The organism is Hyphomicrobium sp. CS1BSMeth3 (assembly GCF_900117415.1).
Classification (GTDB): Bacteria; Pseudomonadota; Alphaproteobacteria; order Rhizobiales; family Hyphomicrobiaceae.
Genome location: NZ_FPEI01000005.1, coordinates 433,894 through 455,095, shown reverse-complemented (window position 1 = coordinate 455,095; position 21,202 = coordinate 433,894). Strand labels below are relative to the sequence as shown.

19 protein-coding genes and 1 tRNA gene are annotated in these 21,202 nt (G+C 63.4%); 12 read left to right on the top strand and 8 right to left on the bottom strand.

Translation table 11 applies throughout. The annotated features are described in order from the left end of the window. Positions 1 to 15 precede the first annotated feature (15 nt). The 3 genes from CS1BSM3_RS11290 to CS1BSM3_RS11280 all read left to right on the top strand — a co-directional run bounded on the left by CS1BSM3_RS11290 (position 16) and on the right by CS1BSM3_RS11280 (position 4,376). Positions 16 to 2,313, top strand: coding sequence for a GumC family protein (locus tag CS1BSM3_RS11290; protein WP_072387196.1), 2,298 nt, complete (start codon positions 16 to 18; stop codon positions 2,311 to 2,313). A 10-nt stretch (positions 2,314 to 2,323) separates the two neighbouring features. Further along, entirely contained in the window at positions 2,324 to 2,959 is a 636-nt protein-coding gene (locus CS1BSM3_RS11285) for a J domain-containing protein (protein WP_072387195.1), read from the top strand. A gap of 82 nt (positions 2,960 to 3,041) precedes the next feature. Next, positions 3,042 to 4,376: a tetratricopeptide repeat protein gene (locus CS1BSM3_RS11280; RefSeq protein WP_143149173.1), complete on the top strand. Its 1,335-nt coding sequence runs from the start codon at positions 3,042 to 3,044 to the stop codon at positions 4,374 to 4,376. 117 nt (positions 4,377 to 4,493) lie between these two features. On the opposite strand, the gene CS1BSM3_RS11275 is transcribed toward CS1BSM3_RS11280, so the two are convergent. From CS1BSM3_RS11275 to CS1BSM3_RS11260, 4 genes are all read right to left on the bottom strand, one after another. Continuing rightward, a complete protein-coding gene (locus CS1BSM3_RS11275) occupies positions 4,494 to 6,065 on the bottom strand; it encodes a Do family serine endopeptidase (RefSeq protein WP_083528518.1) in 1,572 nt (523 codons plus the stop codon). A 130-nt stretch (positions 6,066 to 6,195) separates the two neighbouring features. Next, a complete protein-coding gene (locus CS1BSM3_RS11270; protein WP_072387193.1) occupies positions 6,196 to 7,554 on the bottom strand; it encodes a HAMP domain-containing sensor histidine kinase in 1,359 nt (452 codons plus the stop codon). Then, positions 7,541 to 8,218: a winged helix-turn-helix domain-containing protein gene (locus tag CS1BSM3_RS11265; protein ID WP_072387192.1), complete on the bottom strand. Its 678-nt coding sequence runs from the start codon at positions 8,216 to 8,218 to the stop codon at positions 7,541 to 7,543. The genes CS1BSM3_RS11270 and CS1BSM3_RS11265 overlap by 14 nt, the downstream gene beginning before the upstream one ends. A 183-nt stretch (positions 8,219 to 8,401) precedes the next feature. Next, a complete protein-coding gene (locus CS1BSM3_RS11260; RefSeq protein ID WP_143149172.1) occupies positions 8,402 to 8,779 on the bottom strand; it encodes a hypothetical protein in 378 nt (125 codons plus the stop codon). Between the two features lie 354 nt (positions 8,780 to 9,133). Between CS1BSM3_RS11260 and CS1BSM3_RS11255 the strand changes: the two genes are divergently transcribed. Both CS1BSM3_RS11255 and petA read left to right on the top strand, forming a co-directional pair. Beyond that, positions 9,134 to 9,715, top strand: a complete 582-nt coding sequence (locus tag CS1BSM3_RS11255; RefSeq protein WP_244540480.1) for a rhomboid family intramembrane serine protease — start codon at positions 9,134 to 9,136, stop codon at positions 9,713 to 9,715. A gap of 26 nt (positions 9,716 to 9,741) precedes the next feature. Then, on the top strand, positions 9,742 to 10,299 hold the full coding sequence (gene petA, locus CS1BSM3_RS11250; protein WP_072387189.1) for a ubiquinol-cytochrome c reductase iron-sulfur subunit: 558 nt from the start codon (positions 9,742 to 9,744) through the stop codon (positions 10,297 to 10,299). 37 nt (positions 10,300 to 10,336) lie between these two features. On the opposite strand, the gene CS1BSM3_RS11245 is transcribed toward petA, so the two are convergent. Continuing rightward, the gene (locus CS1BSM3_RS11245) at positions 10,337 to 12,232 is read right to left on the bottom strand and encodes an ABC transporter ATP-binding protein/permease (protein ID WP_083528517.1); all 1,896 of its coding nucleotides are present in this window, start codon (positions 12,230 to 12,232) and stop codon (positions 10,337 to 10,339) included. Positions 12,233 to 12,714: 482 nt separating this feature from the next. On the opposite strand from CS1BSM3_RS11245, the gene CS1BSM3_RS11240 reads away from it, so the two are divergent. The 4 genes from CS1BSM3_RS11240 (at position 12,715) to CS1BSM3_RS11225 (ending at position 16,203) form a co-directional block, all read left to right on the top strand. Next, positions 12,715 to 12,981 carry a hypothetical protein gene (locus CS1BSM3_RS11240; RefSeq protein WP_143149171.1) on the top strand — a complete coding sequence of 89 codons (267 nt, stop codon included), beginning with the start codon at positions 12,715 to 12,717 and terminating at the stop codon, positions 12,979 to 12,981. 310 nt (positions 12,982 to 13,291) lie between these two features. Continuing rightward, positions 13,292 to 14,902 carry an ATP-binding protein gene (locus tag CS1BSM3_RS11235; RefSeq protein WP_072387187.1) on the top strand — a complete coding sequence of 537 codons (1,611 nt, stop codon included), beginning with the start codon at positions 13,292 to 13,294 and terminating at the stop codon, positions 14,900 to 14,902. Then, positions 14,899 to 15,525 (top strand): response regulator transcription factor, encoded by a 627-nt coding sequence (locus CS1BSM3_RS11230; protein ID WP_072387186.1) that lies wholly within the window; start codon positions 14,899 to 14,901, stop codon positions 15,523 to 15,525. Before CS1BSM3_RS11235 ends, CS1BSM3_RS11230 begins: the two co-directional genes overlap by 4 nt. A gap of 402 nt (positions 15,526 to 15,927) precedes the next feature. Further along, the gene (locus tag CS1BSM3_RS11225) at positions 15,928 to 16,203 is read left to right on the top strand and encodes a hypothetical protein (RefSeq protein ID WP_143149170.1); all 276 of its coding nucleotides are present in this window, start codon (positions 15,928 to 15,930) and stop codon (positions 16,201 to 16,203) included. Between the two features lie 121 nt (positions 16,204 to 16,324). Here CS1BSM3_RS11225 and CS1BSM3_RS11220 read toward each other — a convergent pair whose 3' ends face one another. The 3 genes from CS1BSM3_RS11220 to CS1BSM3_RS11210 all read right to left on the bottom strand — a co-directional run bounded on the left by CS1BSM3_RS11220 (position 16,325) and on the right by CS1BSM3_RS11210 (position 19,221). Then, a complete protein-coding gene (locus CS1BSM3_RS11220; RefSeq protein WP_072387184.1) occupies positions 16,325 to 17,995 on the bottom strand; it encodes an MFS transporter in 1,671 nt (556 codons plus the stop codon). A 452-nt stretch (positions 17,996 to 18,447) separates the two neighbouring features. Next, a tRNA-Arg gene (locus tag CS1BSM3_RS11215) sits at positions 18,448 to 18,524 on the bottom strand. Positions 18,525 to 18,627: 103 nt separating this feature from the next. Further along, positions 18,628 to 19,221 carry a hypothetical protein gene (locus CS1BSM3_RS11210; protein WP_072387183.1) on the bottom strand — a complete coding sequence of 198 codons (594 nt, stop codon included), beginning with the start codon at positions 19,219 to 19,221 and terminating at the stop codon, positions 18,628 to 18,630. Between the two features lie 309 nt (positions 19,222 to 19,530). Here CS1BSM3_RS11210 and CS1BSM3_RS11205 point away from each other — a divergent pair, with 309 nt between their 5' ends. The 3 genes from CS1BSM3_RS11205 (at position 19,531) to CS1BSM3_RS11195 (ending at position 21,199) form a co-directional block, all read left to right on the top strand. Continuing rightward, positions 19,531 to 20,349, top strand: a complete 819-nt coding sequence (locus CS1BSM3_RS11205; RefSeq protein ID WP_244540479.1) for a sulfite exporter TauE/SafE family protein — start codon at positions 19,531 to 19,533, stop codon at positions 20,347 to 20,349. Positions 20,350 to 20,569: 220 nt separating this feature from the next. Continuing rightward, the gene (locus tag CS1BSM3_RS11200) at positions 20,570 to 20,809 is read left to right on the top strand and encodes a hypothetical protein (RefSeq protein ID WP_072387181.1); all 240 of its coding nucleotides are present in this window, start codon (positions 20,570 to 20,572) and stop codon (positions 20,807 to 20,809) included. 102 nt (positions 20,810 to 20,911) lie between these two features. Continuing rightward, on the top strand, positions 20,912 to 21,199 hold the full coding sequence (locus tag CS1BSM3_RS11195; RefSeq protein ID WP_072387180.1) for a hypothetical protein: 288 nt from the start codon (positions 20,912 to 20,914) through the stop codon (positions 21,197 to 21,199). Positions 21,200 to 21,202 lie beyond the last annotated feature (3 nt).

The window sequence follows — 21,202 nt, the reverse complement described above, 5'->3', positions numbered from 1 at the left end:
TGCCAGGTGTGTTAGATGTCGCACGGCCGAGCGGTGGCGCCCGGAGTCCCTGAAGGCAATGGCGGCCGGCTCGTTGCGCAAAGCGACGCGACCTTGGCGCGCGGCTATTATGGCGGTCCCCCGCACGATGACGAGCCGCGCGATGACGAGTTCCGGCGCCTGCTGCTCGAGTCCCTCCGCATCGCCCTCAAGCGCAAGTGGCTCATCCTGACCATTGCGTTTGTGGCGGTCGCGATCGGCGGCCTGCGCACCCTGATGATCACGCCGCTCTACAGCGCCGCCGTTCGCGTTCAGGTCGAGCCGCAAAGCCTCAAGATCGTCGAGCGCGGACAGGTCGAGCAGCCGGAAACAGGCGACGCATTCCTGCGGACTCAGATCGAGCTCTTGCGCAGCAATGCCATCGCGCAGCGCGTTTCGAAGCTGGCCGGACTTGCCGATGACCCGGATTTCTTCAAGCCCCGGGAATTTTCGATCCTGGAGGCTGCCCGCTCGTTCCTCGGTGGGGCGGCCGCGCAGGAGGAAGTCACGCCCAGCAAGGCGGCTCTCGAAGAGGCGGCGGCTGGGATCGTTGCGTCCAATCAGTCGGTCCGGCCCCTTCCTGGCTCCCGCCTCGTCGACATCTCTTACTCGGATCCATCGCCCGCCCGCGCGGCCCGCGTCGCCAATGCCTATGCCGATGCTTTCATTGCATCCAATCTCGACAGGCGCTTGCAGGCCAACGTGTATGCCAAGGCCTTTCTCGAGGATCAGCTCGTCCAACTGAAGGTGCGCCACGAGGAAGCGGAGAAGGCGGTCGTCGCCTTCGCCGAGAAGGAAGAGTTCGTCGTCACGAGCGAGAAGTCTTCGATTGCCGAAGCCAATCTTTCGGCTGCCAATGCCGCACTTGGCGGATTGATTGCGGAGCGGATCAAGACCGAGCAGCTCTGGCGCCAGGTCGAGAAGATCGACGAGATCAATCTGCCGCAGTTCCTTCTCAACCCCGTTGTCCAAGGGCTGAGATCCGCGCGCAATGTTCTCGACGGTGAGTACAAGGAGAAGCTCCAGACGTTCAAGCCGGGATATCCGGCCATGGTGCAGATCAGCAACCGGATGAAGGAGATCGACCGGCAGATCGCGGCCGAGGTGAAGGCCATCAAGGATTCGCACAAGGCGGCCTTCGAGCAGGCGCGCCGGCAGGAAGACGAGATGCGCGCCCGCATCGAGACGCTGCGCGTCGAGACGCTGGATCTGCAGCGGCGCGGCATCCAGTACGACAACCTGCGCCGGGAGGCCGCGACCCTCAGGACGCTCTACGAAGGGCTGCTGCAACGCCACAAGGAGGTGGATGTCGCGGGCGGGATCGGCGCCAACAACATCTTCATCGTCGACCGGGCGGAAGCACCGGGGGCTCCGTACGCACCGAACCTCGTGCGAGCGCTTCTGATGGCCCTCGTGATCGGGCTGGGCGGTGGATGTGGTGCCGCCTATCTCCTCGAGCGCCTCGATGATGCCGTGCGTCTGCCGGAAGAGCTCGAGCGCGTGACGGCTTTGCCGACGCTCGGTGTCATTCCTGACGTCGGAGAGCCGGGCGAAGCCGAACGAGCTCTCATCGATCCGCGCTCAGGTCTTGCCGAAGCCTACAGATCGCTCTGCACGGCGCTTCAGTTCGCAACGGAGCAGGGATTGCCGAAGTCCCTTCTGGTGACGAGCGCCATGCCCGGAGAAGGCAAATCGGTCACGTCGCTGGCGGTCGCGCGCCACTTCGCGAACATGGGACTGAGAGTCCTCCTCGTCGACGCCGACCTACGCAACCCCTCGATGCACCACAAGCTCGGCCTCGAACACACCGTGGGGCTCAGCAGCTACCTGTCGGGCGAGCTGTCACCCCCGGAGGCGTTCCAGGGCACGGACATTCCAAACCTGACCTTCATGTCGTCAGGACCGCTTCCGACCAACGCGGCCGATCTCCTTGCGGGGCCGCGGCTGCTGTCGTTGCTGTCGGTCGGCATGGAAACCTTCGATCTGATCGTGCTGGATAGCCCGCCGATCATGGGACTTGCCGATGCGCCGCTGCTGTCCAACGCCGCCGCCACGACGCTTCTCGTTGTCAGCTCCGGCAAAGCGCGCTCGGGCCAGGTCCGCGGCGCGCTCAAGCGCTTGCGGTTTGCGCGCGGCCCGGTGATTGGCACCGCACTCACGCGCTTCGATGCGCGCAACGCGGGCTATGGATATGGGTATGCCTACGGTTACGGCTACGGTGTCGATCCATATGTCTATGGCGGTCCGAAGGATGGCGAGCAGGGGCGGGAGCAGGCCCGTCTGACGCAGTCTTGATAGCAGTGTGATGCGTGAGGAAACGGCGCTCGAGCTTGCGGTTGGTCTTCTGCAGCTACCCTCGCGCGCGCGCGCGCTCAGAGATGCGCCCTTGCCCCGGGACGTGGATGCGCTGCTCGACATCGTCGCCGATGAAAGACACGCGCGCGCGGATGCGGCTCGCGTGACGGGGCTTTCGGAGCACACGGTGGGCGAGGCCGCGAGCTTCTACATCGAGCAGATCCTGCTGCATCCCGATGCCGACTGCTATCGGGCGCTGGGGGCCAGCTCGGATGCGTCCTTCGAGCAGCTCCGGCGCAACATGGCCTTGCTGCTGCGATGGCTCCACCCCGATCTCGAGTCCAACAGCGCCCGCACGATCTACGTAGGTCGCGTCACAGAAGCCTGGAACAACATCAAGACTGCGGAACGTCGTCTCGCGTACGACAGGGCGCTCAAGACCGCTGCGGCCAGCAAGTCCGCGCACCGTGCGCCAGCCGGGGGATCGAGCCGGGCGGGTGACAAGCGGAAAGGTCATGTGCCGAGCGGTGCGCCGCGGCCCCTTGGCAGACGGCCGGCCGACACGTGGAGCGGCAGGAGCTCCGCCAGGCGGCGCGGCCGTTGGTGGCGCATTCTCGCGCGATTGCTCGGGCAGCGTCGTCACTAAGGTCTGGATGCCGGAGTGCGCGATGCGTCAATCCTGTCCCGAGCGAGTTTCTCGTTCATCACACTAGCGCTGCACGGATACCATGGCTGAAACCGGAGACGTGCAGGAAAGCAGCGCCGAGATCGCGCCATCACGGCGTCGTGGGATGCGAGCGCTTCGTTTGCTGGTGTTCGTCGTCCTGGCTGCCGGCCTGCTCTGGGCGATCGTAACGCATAGCCTCGTCGCCGCTCTGGTCGAGATCGACCCGCGTCGGGCGCTGGCCATCCGAGCCGACGATCCATCCGCCCTGCTGGCGCAGATCGATCGCACAATGGATCAGGCGCGCCGGCAAAAGGTCTCACCAGCGTCGGATGCGCAGGCCCCATCCGGTCGCCAGCACGAGGACGATCTTGGCCGCCAGGCTCGGGCAATTCTCGCCCAGGAGCCGGAAAATGCACGCGCACTTGCCATGCTCGGTGATGTCGCGCGCCAGGCCGGCAAGGATGAGGAGGCGAAGACGCTCTTCGAGGCAAGCGCGCACCGTTCTCTGCGGAATCCGGCAGTGCTGGGCTGGCTGATCGACGATGCCCTGAAGCATCAGGACTGGTCGCTTGCTGTGCGGCACGTCGATACCATGATGCGCTACTACTGGGAGGCCGTAACACCTCTCACGCCGCTGCTTGCCAAGCTGCTTCAGAAACCCGAGGCCGCGCCAGCGGTCGTGAAAGCTGTTGCTGCGGCGCCGGAGTGGCGCCGCGAGTTCATTCCGAGACTGCCGGATGCCGTCACCGATGCGCGCGTGCCATTGGAACTTTTCCTCGCACTCAAGTCGACATCGCATCCCCCGACAGCGCGCGAGCTTCGCTGGTATCTGAATTTCCTGATCGAGCGGAAGTTCTACGATCTTGCCTACTCCACGTGGCTGCGCTTCCTCCCGCCTGAGCAGCTCGCGTCCGTTGGCCCGCTCTTCAATGGCAGCTTCGAGAGCCGACCGACGGGCCTGCCTTTCGACTGGAGTCCTGCCCGCGAAGGATGGGGGACGGCGGCGATCGAACGCCGGGCTGATCGGCCGGCCGAGCGCGCTCTTGTCATCCGCTTCGGACAGGGGCGCGCGGATCTCGACTACTTGAGGCAGCTCATGCGTCTGCAGCCCGGGCGCTATCGGGTCGAAGGTCTCACCATGGGCGAGATGCAGGCCTCAAGAGGCATGCGATGGCGCGTCCGCTGTGTCGGGGATCAGGCATCGGATATCGGAGAGAGCGCATTGATCGGCGGGCGCACACGGGCCTGGACGGCTTTCTCGTTCGATGTCGTTGTCCCGGAAACGGGATGTGCGGCTCAGGAGATCCGCCTTGTCCTCGATGCGCGCACACCTTCCGAGCAGCTCGTATCGGGAACCATCTCGTTCGACGAGATATCCGTGCGCCGCTTGGACTGAGGGACAATGCAACGGCAGACCGGAGAGCGCGGACTCCAGCCTGCCGCTATGATCGAGATGCCGAGTGCCAAGAGGAGAGAGGTCTCCTGGCATCGCCGGCGTCTCGATTCCACTTTGCTACGCCTTCGGCACTGGCACGGCGACGAACCGCGTGCCATCCGCCGATTTTACTTTCATCAGCACAGCGGTCCGGCCTTCTGACTTGGCCGCGTCGATGCTGCTCCTCACGTCGGTGGGCGTGGCGACGGGCTTGCCGCCAACCTCGAGTATGACGTCGCCATCGCGCATTCCCTTGCGTGCAGCGGTGCCGTTCGGATCGATGTCGACGACGGCCACGCCTTCATCGCCCGCACCCTTGACGGCCGTAGCGGGAGCGAGCCGCAATCCGAGGCCCGCGAGCGCTTGCTTGCCGGCTTCTGCCTGGCCGGCTGCCGCCGCTTTTTGCGAAGGTATTGCGCCGAGCTCGAGATCCGCAGATTGCTCTTTGCCAGCGCGCATATAGCTGATGCTGACCTTCGAGCCGGGCTTCAGGCCGCCAATCTTGCGGGCGAGATCGCGGGCGTCGCTGATTGCCGCACCGTTGACCGCCGTGATGACGTCACCGGACTTCAATCCTGCTTTGGCTGCCGGCGTGCCGGGCTCGGCATTGTCGATCAGGGCGCCCTTGGCCTGCTTGAGATTGATGCTGTCGGCGATGTCTCTCGTGACGGACTGCGTGCTCACGCCAAGATAGCCGCGCTCAACGCTGCCGTGCTCCTTCAACTGAGCGACAACGCTCTGCACCGTCTCGGATGGAATGGCAAAGCCGATGCCGACGCTGCCGCCCGACGGGGAGTAGATGGCCGTGTTCACGCCGACGACCTCACCCTGCAGGTTGAAGGTCGGTCCGCCGGAGTTCCCGCGGTTGACCGCGGCATCGACTTGCAGGAAGTCGTCGTACGGGCCGGCGCCGATATCGCGGCCGCGCGCGGAGATGATGCCCGACGTCACGGTGCCGCCGAGGCCGAACGGATTGCCGATGGCGACCACTGTTTCGCCAACGCGCGGCGCCGTGTGCGCCAGATTCACGTAGGGATATGTGCCCTTATCGTCGACCTTGATGAGCGCGAGATCGGTCTTCGTATCCGTGCCGATGACTTTCGCATCGAGCGTACGCCCATCGTCGAGCGTGACCTGCACGTTGGATGCGTGATCGACGACGTGATTGTTGGTCACGATGTAGCCGTCCGGGCTGATGAAGAAGCCGGAGCCTTGCGCCTGCGTGGGCTGCCGCTGATTGAAGCCGGGAGGCATCTGTCGTCCGAACTGATCACCGAACTGCTTGAAAAATCTCTCCAGCGGGCTTCCCTTCGGGACATCCGGCATTGCGAACGGCATCTCATCGCTGGTATCGGCTGCGGTCTGGATGTTGACCTTCACGGCGACGACGGCCGGCTTCACCTTCTCGACGAGGTCGGCAATGTTCATCTGGCCGCTCTGGGCGGCGCCGGTCACCGGAGGCGGAGCTGCGAGAGCAGGATCACGCGCAAGAAGCAGCGTGCCTCCGGCAATGCCGGCAGCAACGAGCGCTACCGCACTTGCAGATCCAAAAAGGCGGGCGCGCCGCCGCGTCAGAGGCGAGCTCGATATAGAATTTCCGCTATGGGATTGGGCATCCGGAGGCGGCGCTGCATTGGTATCGTCGGTCATGTTTCATCTCCGTGGCATCTCAAGCCGCTTTGCAGGCTTGTCAGCCGGAGGATGACCGTTCGGCCATTGCCTCGTCCTTACGTGAAGGTTGAAAATTGCCAATGTGCCCGCTGCCTCCTTTCTGCTGAGGCTAGGCGGGGAAAGTCAGGCTGATCCGCAATCCTGGACGTGCGTCACTGGCCTCGATCGTTGCGCCGTGCAGTCGCGCGACCGCAGCCACCAGACTGAGGCCAAGCCCGGTACCCGGCGTCGTTCTGCTGGCTTCGAGCCTGTAGAAGCGACGAAAGATCCTCTCTCGCTCGTCGTCCGCGACACCCGGCCCGTTGTCTGACACGGCGGCAACGACGCCCGCAGCATCGCGCGCCAGCGTGAGCGTGATCTGCGTGCCGGCCGGCGTGTGAAGCAAGGCATTCTCGATAAGATTAGCGAACGCCTGGGTGAGGAGATCGCGATCGCCCGGGATTTCTACGCCGGGCTCGATGTCGAGGGCGATGCGCTGAGAGCGTTCCTCGGCACTCGGCTCGTAGGCTTCCGCAACGGACCTCATCACCTCCGAGAGATCTGTCGATCGGAACGCCGAATGACGCGCACCTGCCTCGATCTGCGCGATGCGCAGCAAGGCCGTGAACGTGGCCAGAAGGCCATCCGCCTCGGTGATGGCGCGATCTATGGCCTCGCCGTAGGCCTGCGGCGTTCTGGCCTCGGCGCGCGCACGCTCGAGACCCTGACGCAAGCGACCGAGCGGCGTTCTGAGATCATGGGCAATGTCGTCCGTTACCTGTTCGAGGTTGTCCATCAAGCCTTGAATGCGATCGAGCATGTCGTTCAGCGTTTGCGACAGCCGATCGAAATCGTCGTTCGCACCCGTCAGGGGAATCCGGTTCTTCAGATTGCCGTCCATGATCGCGTGCGCCGACTTGGACACCACCGCCAGGCGCTGCGCGACAATGCGCTGGGCGACCAGCGCCGTGAGCGTCGCCAGGCCCATGCCACCGAGCAGCGACCACAGGAGAAGCTCGAGCAGCTCCTTTTCGACATCGGCAATCCAGCGAACGTCCTGCCCAACAGAGAGAAGCAGGTTTCTGTCGACCGCGATCGTCAGGACCAGCAGCCGACCCGCGCCTATGTTCGCCCCGGCGGGGGCCGGCAGTTCCTGCTCGGACCATCCCGGCTCCGCCGCGTTCAGCCACGTGTCGCCGGCGATGTGCATTCCGCCACTGGTGACAACGCGGTAGGCATATCGCCGTATGAGACCCTGCTCCGTCCGCCGGCCGATCTCCGATATCAGCCAATTCGGCTGCCCCGCCGCTGGGAGAACCAGAAGCGTCGCCATCTCCTCTTCGATGCTGCGCCGTACGCGTGAGATCAGCGCATCGTCGATCCACGCGTAGACAAGCCCTCCGAGAAGCACCATCGACGCGATGACCAGGAGCGCCGACAGGGCGGCGACCCGGGCGCCGACGCCGCGCGCGAGTTCAATGAGCCGCACGGAGCCGATATCCCGCGCCGCGCACCGTCTCGATCAGCTCGACATCGAACTCTTTGTCGATCTTCGACCGCAGCCGGCTGATATGGGTCTCGACGATGTTGGTTTTCGGATCGAAATGGAAATCCCAGACCCCCTCGAGCAGCATGGTTCGCGTCACGATCTTGCCCGCGTGACGCATAAGGAACTCGAGAAGGCGGAATTCGCGTGGTTGAAGCTCGATCTCCCGACCTCCCCGCTGGACCTTGCGCGAAATGAGATCCATCTCGAGGTCGCCAACGTGCAGCACCGTCTCGACAGCGGCCATCGGAGGACGCCGGCTCAGGGCATTCACGCGCGCAGTCAATTCTGCGAAGGCGAACGGCTTGACGAGATAGTCATCGGCGCCCGCCTCGAGCCCCTCTACCCTGTCGCCGACGCCGGACATCGTGGTGAGAAACAGTACGGGCGTCTTGATGCCGCTGGCCCGGATGGTCTTGACGATGCTGAGCCCGTCGATGCCCGGCAATCGCCGATCGGCAATGATGATGTCGAACGGCTCGCCGGCAGCCAGGAAAAGTCCATCGCGCCCGGTCGCGGCGAGATCCACGACATGACCGGCCTCTTCGAGGCCGTTCTTGATGAACTCGCCGGTCTCGCGGTCGTCCTCGATGACGAGGATCTTCATGGCAGGTTGCTCCTCTCGCCGCATCTGCGCCGATCGAATGCAAACGTGCCATCAATCATCATCTCGGCTCGAGGCAAGTTCAACATCATAATGCCGGCTGTTTTGCTTCTCGATGGGGCTCGAGCCCGCGGCTGTACGAAATTCCGGGAGAGGCGATACGGAGGCGCGAGATGGGCTTGGCTGCTACTTGTGTTCGGCCGCGCCCGTATCCGGTGGGCCTGGAGCGGGGACTGCGGTGCTTCCCTCAGTATCGGCTGGGCGGGTTGTGGGAAGCTCTACGTGGTCTGTCGTGCTGATGATCGATCCGGTTTCATCGACGACAACATCGCGCTTCTTGCCCGCGGCGTCGACGACGATCACCCAGCGTGGTTTCGAGCTGCTTTCGTCGAGCCGAACGCTGATGGCCTTTCCGCCGGCGCCAAGCTCGGCGGCCTTGATAGCGCTGTTGAGCCGGGCCTTCAGCTCGGCAAGGCGGGACTGGAGGACTTGCTGGTTGTCGACATTGGGTTGCCGCTGAAAAATCACGGCGGCCGCGCTGCTGAGGACCATCGTCGCGAGCATGATGCCGAGTATGATCTTTCTGCCTCGCATATCGGGGCCCTTCGCCGATCGCGCGCCTCGGTCTCGGCGCGGCTCATCACGCGAACGACTGTGCCGCCACGGGCGTTACCAGCACTCGTCCAAATCTATACCAATTAGTAATGTGCGGATCGGCGCATGGCCGCGCGAGGCGTGCTCGGGAGGCGCGCCCGCGCAGACATGGTTAGCGCTCTGGTGAGGCTCGGATCGCCGGATTACGAAACGGTATAGGTCCGGCAATTGCCGACCAAGGCAGCCAAGAACACTCTCCGACACTCGAATACGCCGGTGACCGGCACTATATCGTCACTGTATCGAGCTTCGGGAGCGTTGGCCGTGCTACCTCCAGTCACCCAGGCGCTGATCTTCGTGAACGTCGGCATTTTTCTGATGCAGTCGGCGGCGCTCGGCTTTCCCTGGGCGACTTTCGCGCTCTGGCCGCTCGGATCGATGTTCGAGCCGTGGCAGCTACTCACCTATGGCTTTCTTCATGCCAGCGTGACCCACATCCTCTTCAATATGTTTGGCGTCTACATGTTCGGCGCGGACCTCGAGCGTGTTTGGGGAGGTCGGCGCTTCGCGTTCTACTATGCGTTCTGCGTTCTCAGCGCCGGCCTCGTTCAGCTCGGACTGACGACCTGGACGGGGAGCATCTACCCAACCATCGGCGCTTCCGGCGGAGTCTTCGGGCTGCTCCTCGCGTTCGCAATGTACTTTCCCAATCGGATCATCATGCCGCTGTTTCCGCCGATCCCGATGCCGGCGCCCATGTTCGCGGTGCTCTATGGCGGTCTCGAGCTGTTTCTGGGCGTCACCGGAACACAGTCCGGGGTCGCGCATTTTGCGCACCTTGGCGGCATGCTCGGCGGCTTCCTCGTTATTCAGTGGTGGCGGAGAGGGCGACTGCGCTTTCGTTGAGATCGGCATTGTAGAGAGGCCCACCCATGACGCCCGAAAGCTCTGCAATTCTCTCGTCCGACACTGCTGAGGGGACCACGCGCCGCGATTTCCTCATTGTCTCCGCCAGTGTGTTCGCTGCCATAGGCGGAGCCGCCGCCATGTGGCCGCTCCTCGACAGCATGAACCCTGCGGCCGATACGGTCGCCCTTTCGACAACCGAGGTCGACCTCGCCCCCATCGCACTGGGGCAGCGCATCACGGTGATCTGGCGCGGCAAACCGGTGTTCGTCGTCCACCGCACACCCGAGCAGATCGAGACCGCCGAAAAAGACAACAACGCGTCGCTGCCTGATCCCGCCACCGACCAGTCTCGCGTCGAGCGGCCGGCGTGGCTGATCATCATCGGCATTTGCACCCACCTCGGCTGCATTCCTCAGGGACAGTCACCGACCGGAGCCCGCGGCGACTACGGCGGCTGGTTCTGCTCCTGCCACGGCTCGCAATACGATATCTCGGGCCGCATCCGGCGCGGTCCAGCGCCGCGCAATCTCGAGGTCCCGCCCTACAAGTTCCAGACCGACACGCGCGTTCTCATTGGATGAGAACCCAAGCCCGATCAGCTCGGGCGGTGAATGGGCATCAACTTGGCATCGTCGAGATGCGCGCCAGGGACCTGCTGGTTTCACACTGCCGCTCTTGAAGTTCGGGGGTACCTGCAGCGTCTCTTGCGACAGCGAAGTATCTGTCATGCAAGCCCTGCAAATTCGCGCGATGGCCAACCGAGACGACAATGGCCGCGGGCAGCGCGCTTGAAAGCAACGCATATAGCTGCTGCTCGGTGCTCTCATCGACCGCGGAGGTGGCCTCATCCAGGAAAAGCACATCAGGTGAGGCAAGCATGGCGCGCACCAGCGATAGCCGCTGCGCCTCGCCGATCGAGAGGATGCGGTGCCAGGGAGCGATCTCGTGGAGGCGCTCGATCAGATGGCCGAGCCCGGCGCTTTGCAGATAGCGCTTCGTTGCCTCGGGGCAGATCGGCGCTGAGCGCGGATAGGCCAAAGCTGCATTGAGCGTGCCCCAGGGAATGTAGGGCTGCTGCGGCATCAGCATGATGCGACAACCCGGAGCCATCTCGAAAGTGCCGCTCGCGTGCGGCCAGGATCCGGCAAGCGCCCGGAGAAGGGTTGTCTTGCCGATGCCGGATGGCCCAGTCAGCAGAAGATGGTCTCCGGGGCGAGCTTCGAGCGAGGGTACGCTCAGCAGCGGCTTGCCACACACCTGGTTCACGACGAGGTCCGTGATGCGGATCCCGCTCTTCATGGTCGCGCGCCTCGTCACACCCGTGTCAGAGGCCTTGGCCACGAGAGCCAGCGAGCGATCGAAACCAGCAAGTCGGCTGACGACGGCGCTGTAGTCGGCGATCGTCGTATAGAGGCCCACGAAGATCGAGAGATTGTCCTGGACGCTTCCGAGCGCTCCCGAGGTTTGCGTGAGTACGCCAAGGCCGAGATTTCCCGCGAAGTATGCCGGCGACAGCAGCAGGAAGGGCGCGACCACGGAGAACTGCTGATACCCGGCGGTGAACCAGGTCAGCATCTTGCGCCGCTTCAGAAGGGCCATCGTGTTCTCGTAGACGAGCGAGTAGCGGGATCGCAGCTCATTGCGCTCTACGGTTTCTCCTCCGAGCATCGCGACCGGCTCGGCATTTTCGCGCAGGCGCACCAGCCCGAAGCGGAAATCGGCCTCGCGGCGCTGTCTCACCGCGTCGAGCGTGGCGAGCGGTCGGCCAATCCAGTGCGCCAGCGCCGTGCCGGCAATCGCGTACGCAAGCGCGAGCCAGACCAGATATCCGGGTATGCTCGAGAGCTCAAAATTGAAGATGCGCAGCGGAAATCCCGCCGAGAGACCCCAGAGCACTCCTGCGAAGGCGACCAGCGAAAGCGCCGACGAGAAGAGCTGCACGCCGATCGCCAGCGTACCTGAAGCAAACTGCTGCACGTCCTCGGCGATACGCTGATCAGGGTTGTCGGCCTCGTCGCCGCGCAGTCGCAATCGATAGTGGATGGGACCGTTCGTCCAGCGCTCGAGAAGCCGGTTCGTCATCCATGTTCGCCAGCGCAGAACCAGGAGCTGGGTTATGTAGAGCTCGTAAGCTGCGAGGATGACGAAGATCGTGGCAAGGATGCTGAAAATTCCGAGCTCGGTCGTGAAGGCCGGCAAGCTCTTTACCTGCAATGCATTGAAGAACCGGCCGTTCCACTGATTGACGAGCACGCTGACGCCGACTTGCGCAACATTGAGTGCAAGAACCAGCCCCAGGAGGGCGCCCGCGATCCACCTCTCTTGAACCCGGGAGAGATCGAGACGGCCGATCCGCAGGCCGCTCGCGTCGCGCGTTACGAAGTAGGGGATGGCGAGCTTCCAGGCATCGCGCAGCGAAGCGCGGATGGAGACCTTCGGCGTCGGACAAGGATCCGATGCTCGGTTGCTTCCGAGTGCATCAAGGCGACGTGGCGCGCTCTCATGCGAGGTCATCGTATGGCCCGTTCATCATCACGGTGCTCACCGCGCGGAAAGCTCGAGGCCGCGTCGCATGTGCGGTGCTTCATCGAGCGGCGCGATGCGCGCGACGAGCCTTCTCTTTCGAAGGACCGAGGCTCGGCCTCAGGCGCGGCTCGCTCTCACCTTGCCGCGGCAAAGGTGGCGTGAAGTTCGCCGCCAGATCACAAATCGGTAATGTTTTCCGGCGGCCGCTTTCCGTTCCGAGGACGAGTTCTTGAATTCGCGGAGGTGAACCCCACGTCTATCGGGCACAGCCCAACGCGTGTGAAATTTTGGGCGCTGGACCCGGGACTTAGAAGCCTCTCGGGGAGGCTGGATTGAGCGACAAGACGCTGGCTGCCGGCAAGCCCGGTGGGTGCAGGCGATGCGCCGACAGCAAAGCTCTTCTCGTTGCCGGACCGTCGGCTCAGGCCCGACAACACAGTCTTTGCACATGAGCCATGGAGGTCCGCACGATGGACGCATCGATGAACAGCCTGAAGGAACGGCTCGAAGAGCTTGGAACGGAAATTGACGCGCAGATCGAGGAGTTCAACAAGCAGAGCGCGCTGCACGGGCCCGCGCGCAAGGCTGCGGCCGACTGGAAGCTGCAGCACCTCGAACTTCTCAATAAAGCCAAATCCGGCGGGCGCTCGACGAGCGAGATAGGGCGGGATGTCGATGCTCTGAAGCTCTCGTTCGAGAGATGGGTGGCCAGGATCGATGAGGGGCACCGCACCTAGCGGGGCGCCGATCGTTGAAGGGGCACGCCTCCGCTTCTGCACAAGGAGCGGAGAGCGCAGTTATCAAGGTTTCCCTACCTGCTTCAGCGGTCCGCCTGAGTAACCACGATACGCCCGCCGATCGCTGAACGTTCCGACGGGTAAGAGCTTCTTGCGCAAAGGAGCCCGCGTTCTATAGATGAGATGACTGCGAACTGAGAGTAGCCACGCGCAATACCAGGATCGTCTGGTGCCGCCCGAAATCAGCGGACATGGAGCATCGCCGTGCACCGAGAGCGAAGCTTCTCGGCGGCCATTCTTCCAATTGCCAATGTCGGGAAGTGAGCTCAGTGCTTGGGTTCGCAGCGGGCCGGCCTGGTTGATCGGCATTGCCTACTTGGCGGCCTATGTCGCCTTCGATTGGGCGAGCTATGTACAGCCCTTCGATCCGTTCGGCATTACGCCCTGGAATCCTCAGACCGGTTTGAGCTTTGCGCTGATCCTGCTGTTCGGCCGCCGCTACATTCCGCTTCTGTTCGTTGCGCCCTTTCTGGCAGATCTGGTGGTCCGGCATTTGCCCGCACCGTTGCCTGTTGGGCTTCTGCTCTGGCTGGTCGTCGGCGCGGGGTATTCGGCTGCCACGCTCATACTTTCGAGCAGCAAGTATGGCTTTCAGGCTCGGTTGCCGCGCCTCTACGATATCTGGCTGCTCTTGCTCGTGGCCGCGGTCAGCACGGTCATCGTGGCTTGCCTGTATGCAGGCATTCTTGCCTCAGCCAATCTCATGGGGTGGGCGGATTTCTTTGTGGCAGCGCTCCGTCTCTGGATTGGCGAGCTGATTGGCATCGCCGTTGTGACGCCATTCGTCCTGCTCTCGGCTGCGGGCAGATATCTCAAGACCACATGGGAGACGCTGGCTCAGTTTTCTGCCATGTGCGCGTCTCTCTGGGCCGTCTTTTATGGGCCGGCGACGCCGCAGCTCTATCGTTTCTATCTTCTGTTTTTACCTATCATCTGGATTGCTCTTCGGTCGGGACTGCCGGGCGCTTGCACGGGGCTCGTCGTCACTCAGCTCGCGCTCATGTTCGTGATCGAGTTCCTGCTTCCGGGCAGCGTCGACACGACCACCTATCAGGAGATGATGCTTGTTCTCACGCTGACCGGTCTTGCTGCTGGCGGCGTCGTGATGGAGCGTGAGCAGGCGGAGTATCGCCTTCGCCTGCAACAGGAGGCTCATGCCCGGCTTACACGCCTCGGCAGCGTCAATGAGCTGTCGGCCGCGGTCGCTCATGAGATCAATCAGCCACTCTCGGCTGCGGCGACCTACACACGACTGCTGGCGGAGGAGCTCGGCGAGCGGGACTTCTCCATGAAGGATGCCCGGGAAAGCGCAGAAAAGGCGAACGCCCAAGTGCAGCGTGCAGCAGCCGTGGTCCGCCGTTTGCGCGACCTCATTCAGACCGGCCGCACCGAGCGGATCGAAGCCGAGGTGAGCGAGCTGCTCAATGCCGCACTCGAGGTCGTCAAGCCAGAGCTGCAGCGCGCGGGCGTATCGATCGTGAGCCAGGTGGAAGGAGATCTTCCAACCGTCACCGTGGACGTGCTTCAGGTCGAGCAGGTGCTCATCAATCTGCTCCGCAATGCCTATGAGTCCATAGAGGATGCCGGACACAGCTCGGGGATGATCACCGTGGGGGTACGCCGTTCTCCGGACGGCGACTTGGAGATCGTCGTCGGCGATACCGGACCGGGCTTCGATGCCGAGCAGATCGACAATCCATTTGCGCCGTTTCACACGACAAAGCGCGGTGGCCTCGGCATAGGCCTCAATCTCTGCCGCTCCATTGTCGAGGCGCATGGCGGCCAGATCTGGCTTGCAAATGGAGGCCAAGGAGCTGAAGTTCACTTCACGATCCGCAATCGCAGCCTGCCAGCGCCATGAAGAAAGTGCTTGTTGATATCATCGATGATGACGCGGGGGTCCTCGACGCTCTCAGCGTGTATCTCGGGGCAAAGAAGTTCATCACGCGCGTGCATCGTCACGCCGAGGATTTCCTGCGTGTGCGAGAGCGCGACGGGGCGGCGGACTGCATCGTGTCGGATGTACGCATGCCGCGATTGTCCGGGCTCGAGTTGCAGACTTTGTTGAACAAGTCCAAGTGGACTGAGCCGCTCATTCTCATCACGGGTTTCGCCACGATCGACGCGGCCGTGTCGGCCATCAAAGCCGGAGCCTTCGACTTCATCGAGAAACCTGTTTCCGAACGGCGCCTGATCGCGAGCATCAAGGCGGCTGTCGCTCAAACTCAGCAATTCGAGGCCGAGCGGCAGGAGTTCATGGATATGCGGAGCCGGCTGGACACGCTCTCGCCGCGCGAGCAGGAAGTGCTGCATCTTGCCGCCCGAGGGCTCACCAGCCGGGAGATGGCCTCGGAGCTCGGCATCAGTCCGCGAACGGTGGAGGTCCATCGGGCAGCGGTCATGCACAAGACCGGCGCGGCAAGTGTCGCCGATCTGGTCCGGCTCGTTCTCCTGATCGGAGAGAGCGCCAAGGGAACTCGCTGAGCGCCACCGCTCTCCCTCACCCCCCACCCTGGCTGTGTCCCGGCCGCCGGTGACCGCCCCCTGCTCGTGCCCTCCCCGCCGCCCTGGCCGCCAAAGGCCACGTCTTGCTATCTCGCCCATACGTAAATATACGTATTAGATACGTGAATATACGTATTCGCAATTGGCCGTGGGCGGTCGAAGGCAAAACCAGTGCGAGCCAAGCGCAGGCGAAACAGCAGAATTCTGGAGCTCCACAAGCAGGGTGTGAGCCGATCGGATATTGCAGCTCGACATCACGTCACCAACGGCCGGGTGGCCCAGATCGTTGCCGCGACCAGCACGGTCGACGCGCGACGGGCTGAACTCCAAGCGCAATACGGAAAGCGGCCGAACATTGCTCGACTGAGCGACGAGACCCCCTTGGACGTATTGATCCTTGCCGGTTCCGAGACCCATGGCTGGGCTATGCGCATTCTGGCATTGAGCAGCGGGCGCGAGGCGATCAGGACGCTTGGCGAGCTCCGGCACATGAACGACGGGGAATTGCGCGCACGGCGCGGCGTTGGGGCTGGTTTGTTTTCGGAGATGCGCGCCCTTTGCCCGTATGCGCGTCTCGAGAATGCGGAGCCGACACCTGAGAAGGTCCGCCGCGAACCTATCGCGCGCCCCTCGGCACTTCTTTCGCGCGGTCTCTGACGGCGTTTTCGTTCGCGCGAGCCGAGCAGATCATCACTTGCACCGCACTTGAAGTCTAAAATGTCGAGGGGCAGCGACTTGCTGCCCCTCGCTTTGCTGTCAAAGAATTCGTCGGCTCCAATCAGGCAGCGGCCTGCTCCTGCACGCCCGAGCCCCGGGCCAGATCGACGTCCTTCGTGTCCCTGAGGAACAGGAAGCCGACAATGACCGTCATCAGTGCGACGCCGATCGGATAGTAGAGGCCCGCATAGATGTTGCCCGTCCAGGCCACGACGGCAGTGGCCAGCAGCGGCAGCATTCCGCCGAACCAGCCATTGCCGATGTGATAAGGCAGCGACATCGACGTATAGCGGATCTTGGTCGGGAACAGCTCGACGAGGAACGCGGCGATGGGGCCATAGACCATCGTCACGTAGATCAGGAAGAGGAACAGGATCACCATCGCGGCGAGCCAATTGATCTTCGCCGGATCGGCCTTGGTCGGGAACTTCAGCTCCGCGAGCGCGGCGGTCCATGTCTTCGCGTCGAAGCCTGAGAGCTTCGTCGGCCCGAGCTGCAGTTCGTTCTTGGCGCCATCACGATGCACCGTCTCGAACGAGAGACCGGCCTTGGTCAGGAAGTCCTTCGCCCGGTCGCAGTCCGTGAACCTCGACCACGGACCGACGAAGATGTGGAAGTTGCACTCCCTCGTATCGGTCGTGAGCGTGACCTTGTTCGCTTGCTGGAAGGCGACGAGGTCGGGGTTCACGGCATTCGACAGCGCCTGGAACAGCGGAATGTAGGTGACCGCCGCGATGAGGCAGCCCGCAAGGATGATCTTGAGGCGGCCGATGCGATCACTGAGCCATCCAAAGAAGATGAAGAATGGCGTGCCGATGAGCAGCGCCAGACCGATCATGATGTAGGCGGTCACGAGCTCGACCTTCAGCGTGATCGTGAGGAAGAACAGGGCATAGAACTGACCTGTGTACCAGACGACGCCTTGGCCGGCAGTGGCGCCGAGCAGAGCCAGCAGCACGTACTTGTTGTTGGGATAGGTGAAGAAGGAGTCGGTGAGCGGCCGGCTCGAGCCTTTGCCTTCTTCCTTCATCTTCGCGAAGATCGGTGACTCGTTCAGCTTCAGCCGAATGTAGACCGAGTAGACGAGCAGGAAGAGCGACACCAGGAATGGAATGCGCCATCCCCATGCCGCGAAAGCCGCCGCGTCGAACAGGAAGAAGCGGCACCCGCCGATAACGAACAGCGCCAAGAAGAAGCCGAGCGTCGCCGTGGTCTGGATCCAGCTCGTGGCGAACCCACGCTGCCCCTGTCGTGCATGCTCGGCAACATACGTGGCTGCGCCGCCATACTCGCCGCCGAGTGCAAGACCCTGCAGGAGCCGCAGGATCACCAGCAGGACGGGCGCCGTCCAGCCGATGCCTGCGACCTCACCGATGATCGGAAGCGTATGCGTGCCGAACGTCGGCAGGAGCCCGACCGCGAACGTTGAAATGCCCATGACGAGGATCGTCACGAGAAAGGTGTACTTCCGTCCAACGATGTCTCCGACGCGACCGAAGATGATCGCGCCGAACGGACGCACGAGAAAGCCCGCGGCATACGTAGCGAAGGCGGACAGCAGGGCTGCCGTCTCGTTGCCCGGAGGAAAGAAGAGCGCGGCGAAGAATGGTGCGAGTGTTGCGTAGAGATAGAAGTCGTACCACTCGAAGACCGTACCGATTGAGGAAGCGAGAATGACGCGCCGCTCCTCTTGCGTCACGCCCATGCCTCTGTGGCTCATGGTTGTCGCCATGGTGTGTCCTCCCAAAGACCCGCTTTGCGAGGCGCCATGCGCCTCGCAGCGCAATGATCAAGGGTGACATACGTCGGCGCACTTCGCGCTCGGACGATGGTCTATCAGACCAAAGTCATCTAACGGCTTCTATGGCGAGACATCGCGGCTGCTGAATTTCAGCCAACAACTCGGTGGTCGTCACGGGCTCGAGTTTTGCTTCCCGCGAGGCGGTGCGTGAGATTGATTTAGGTCATCAGCGCGAGCGTTGCGTAGCGGCTCAGGAATGACAGCACGTCACATCAGTCCTCATGCCTCTCAGCGATCGAGGCATGATGCGGGCGACTTCGGCGGTGGGGATTACTTCGCTTTGGATCGTGAATAAATGGAGTTGGCGCAAGCTGCGCAGACCGGCTGCGCGTTCGCTGGCGTGATCACCAGCGACCATCCGGTTTGAAGCCTCGACAGTGAAATGGCGCACCCGGTAGGATTCGAACCTACGACCTTCGCCTTCGGAGGGCGACACTCTATCCAGCTGAGCTACGGGTGCTGAGACCGCCTCTGATACAGCATCGGCGGGGCCAGGGCAATTCCGCCGTCAGCGGACGACGGGGCAACGAAATTTCAGCTCCGGGCAGGCCGGAGCTGGGGTTTCAGCAGAGCACGGTGCCCGTCGGGCCGGCATTGCCGGGCTTGCGGGGAGGCATGGCCGTCAGGCTGTCCGCGGCGAGCGCAGGAAGTGCAAGGCACGGCTCGGTCCGGGCCCACAGACGCTCGAAGCCGTGCGCTGCCGAGCGTGCGGCCTCGGGAGCATCGGCGTGGAATTGCTCGAAGAGATCGCGGCGATGGATGTCGCGGCGCAGGCTGTCGCCGAACCAGACGGACATGTGACCGACGATGAGCTGCTCATGCGCATCGCGCAGGCGCGGATCGCGCAAGATGCGCACTTCCGCAAGAGGCGCTGCCGCATCGTCCGCGATGCCGGCGAAAAACGGATCGAGCGTCGCATCGTCGTTCGAGAACACGAGGCGCACTTTCACCTTGTTGGCGGCGAGCACGGGACGGAGCGCGACCAGCGCTTTGGCCACCGGGCTTTCAGCCGAGCGGGCAACGGCGAGGATCGTCCCGGGGGTGTCATCGTTAGTGCCGGGGAGCTTTTCGATGCTGGCGGCTGCAAAAGCCATCAGGCGATGCTCTCGCGTTTCCTGGAGGTCGCCGTTGTTTCCAGGGGGCACCTTGATCTGCATGTGAAGTCCTTTTTGGGCCTTTTGCCCGAGCCGGAGGGGCGGTTCGGACGTATACGTGCTCGCACCCGTCCATTAGCAGCCGAGGGAGTTAAAAGTTGATTAGAAGCCGGGCCAATCTGGGGCACTTCCGCGGCGCACGCGCGGCGAAAGCAGTTTATCCAAAGGTGCCGACTATGCATGACCGCCCTGCACGAGCCCGCATGAGCCGGGCTCATCGTTGACACCTCGGGCGGTGCCCGGCATCGCTTGGTGCAGGCCAGCCAGATCGAGGCGCGGCCGACAAGGGGCCGGGGCGCAATGGAAATTTCGGTGCTGGATCTCTTGGCCATCGCGGCTGCGCTGGCCGCGGCGGGCGTCGCCATGGGTTTCCTCGCCGGGCTCTTCGGCATTGGCGGCGGGGGTATTGCGGCGCCGGTGCTTTATGAAGTGTTCGGATTTCTCGGCGTCGATCCGGCTGTGCGCATGCATCTGGCGCTCGGCACATCACTCGCCGTGATGATCCCGACGACGATCCGATCGTTCCTTGCTCATCGCGCGCGGGGCAGCGTCGACATGGAGGCCTGGTGGCGCCTCGCGCCCGGCATTGTCGTCGGCGTGGTACTTGGTGCGGCGATCGCGAGCATCGCCTCGGGCACGGCGCTCAAATGGGTGTGGATCGCCTTCTCATTCAGCATGGCAGCGAAGCTTTGGTTCGGACGCGATTCCTGGCGTCTCGGCGAAGTGCTGCCGCCGAGGCCGGTCATCGAGCTGTGGGGCCTCGTCACGGGCATTCTCTCCACGCTTCTGAGCATCGGCGGCGGTGCCTCGATCACCATGCTGCTGACGCTCTATGGCCGCTCGATCCACACCGCGGTCGGGACTGCTGCCGGCATCGGGCTGTTGATCGCCGCCCCAGGCGCCATCGGCTTCGTCTGGGCGGGCTGGGGTGAGCCTGTGCCGCTGCCGTTCACGCTCGGTTATGTCAGCCTCATCGGCGCGGCGGCGTTGATACCGACGAGCGTCATGGCCGCGCCCTGGGGCGTGCGCTTTGCGCACGGCATTTCCAGGCGCAAGCTCGAGATCGGGTTCGGTCTCCTGCTCGCGACCATGGGCACGCGCTTCCTCATCAGCGTGCTTGCCGGCGTGTAGCACCGGGGAAATGAACGTTTCGAACTTAAGGCGTTCGAATTCTTGCCATTTTTTCTACGCCTACTGACGATGGCTGCTGCATCGATTCGCCGGCAGCTACAGCCGGGCGACGGAGGGTGTGCGCATTCGTCCGGCGAGGTGGGAAGCGGGGATTACCATTGCGTTCTGCGTCCAGGGGAGCGGCTTGCCGCTCCGAACGCCAACCGTGCGCAGGTGGACCATGGACCCAAACATCATTGTGATGATCACGTTGCTGGCCATGCCGAACGGCGAGCAGAGCGTGCACCTCAAGGCCTTCGAGACGGGAGCGGCGTGCGCCGAGGCGGCCAAGATCGAGGCCTCCGACCCGTTCGTTGCCCGCGTCGAGTGCTCGGAGCTGACAGACGGCAGTCTGACGTTGAGCTTCAAGCGGAACTCGCAGCGGCCGGGAATGAAGCCGCGCGGCAAGACCGCGAGCTGACCTCCCTGATCGGGCCCCGATCGGAAACGAGTGAGTAAAGCGTCAGCCGCGTGCAGGGGCAGTGGATGCGGCGCACAGCCGACGTAGAAGGACATCGCTTTCATGACCCACGACATGAGCCTGACCGCCGACCGCACGTGCCCGGCGGCGGTCGCCTACGATCTCATGCGCGACATCCTGCTCGATGATCCGCGCCGGCCGGCACCATCGAGCGACGAGTTCCGTACCTATCTTCTCGATCTCTATGCCGAATGCCTGCTGGCGGTGAACGGCAAGCGCGTCGCATCGGCAAAATCAGGCGAGTTGCGGGGCGCGGCGCCGCCACCGCTTCCGCGCGAGCGCGAAAAGCGTGAGGGCGCCCAGGGCCCCAAGCTCATGAAAGCGAGCTGAAGC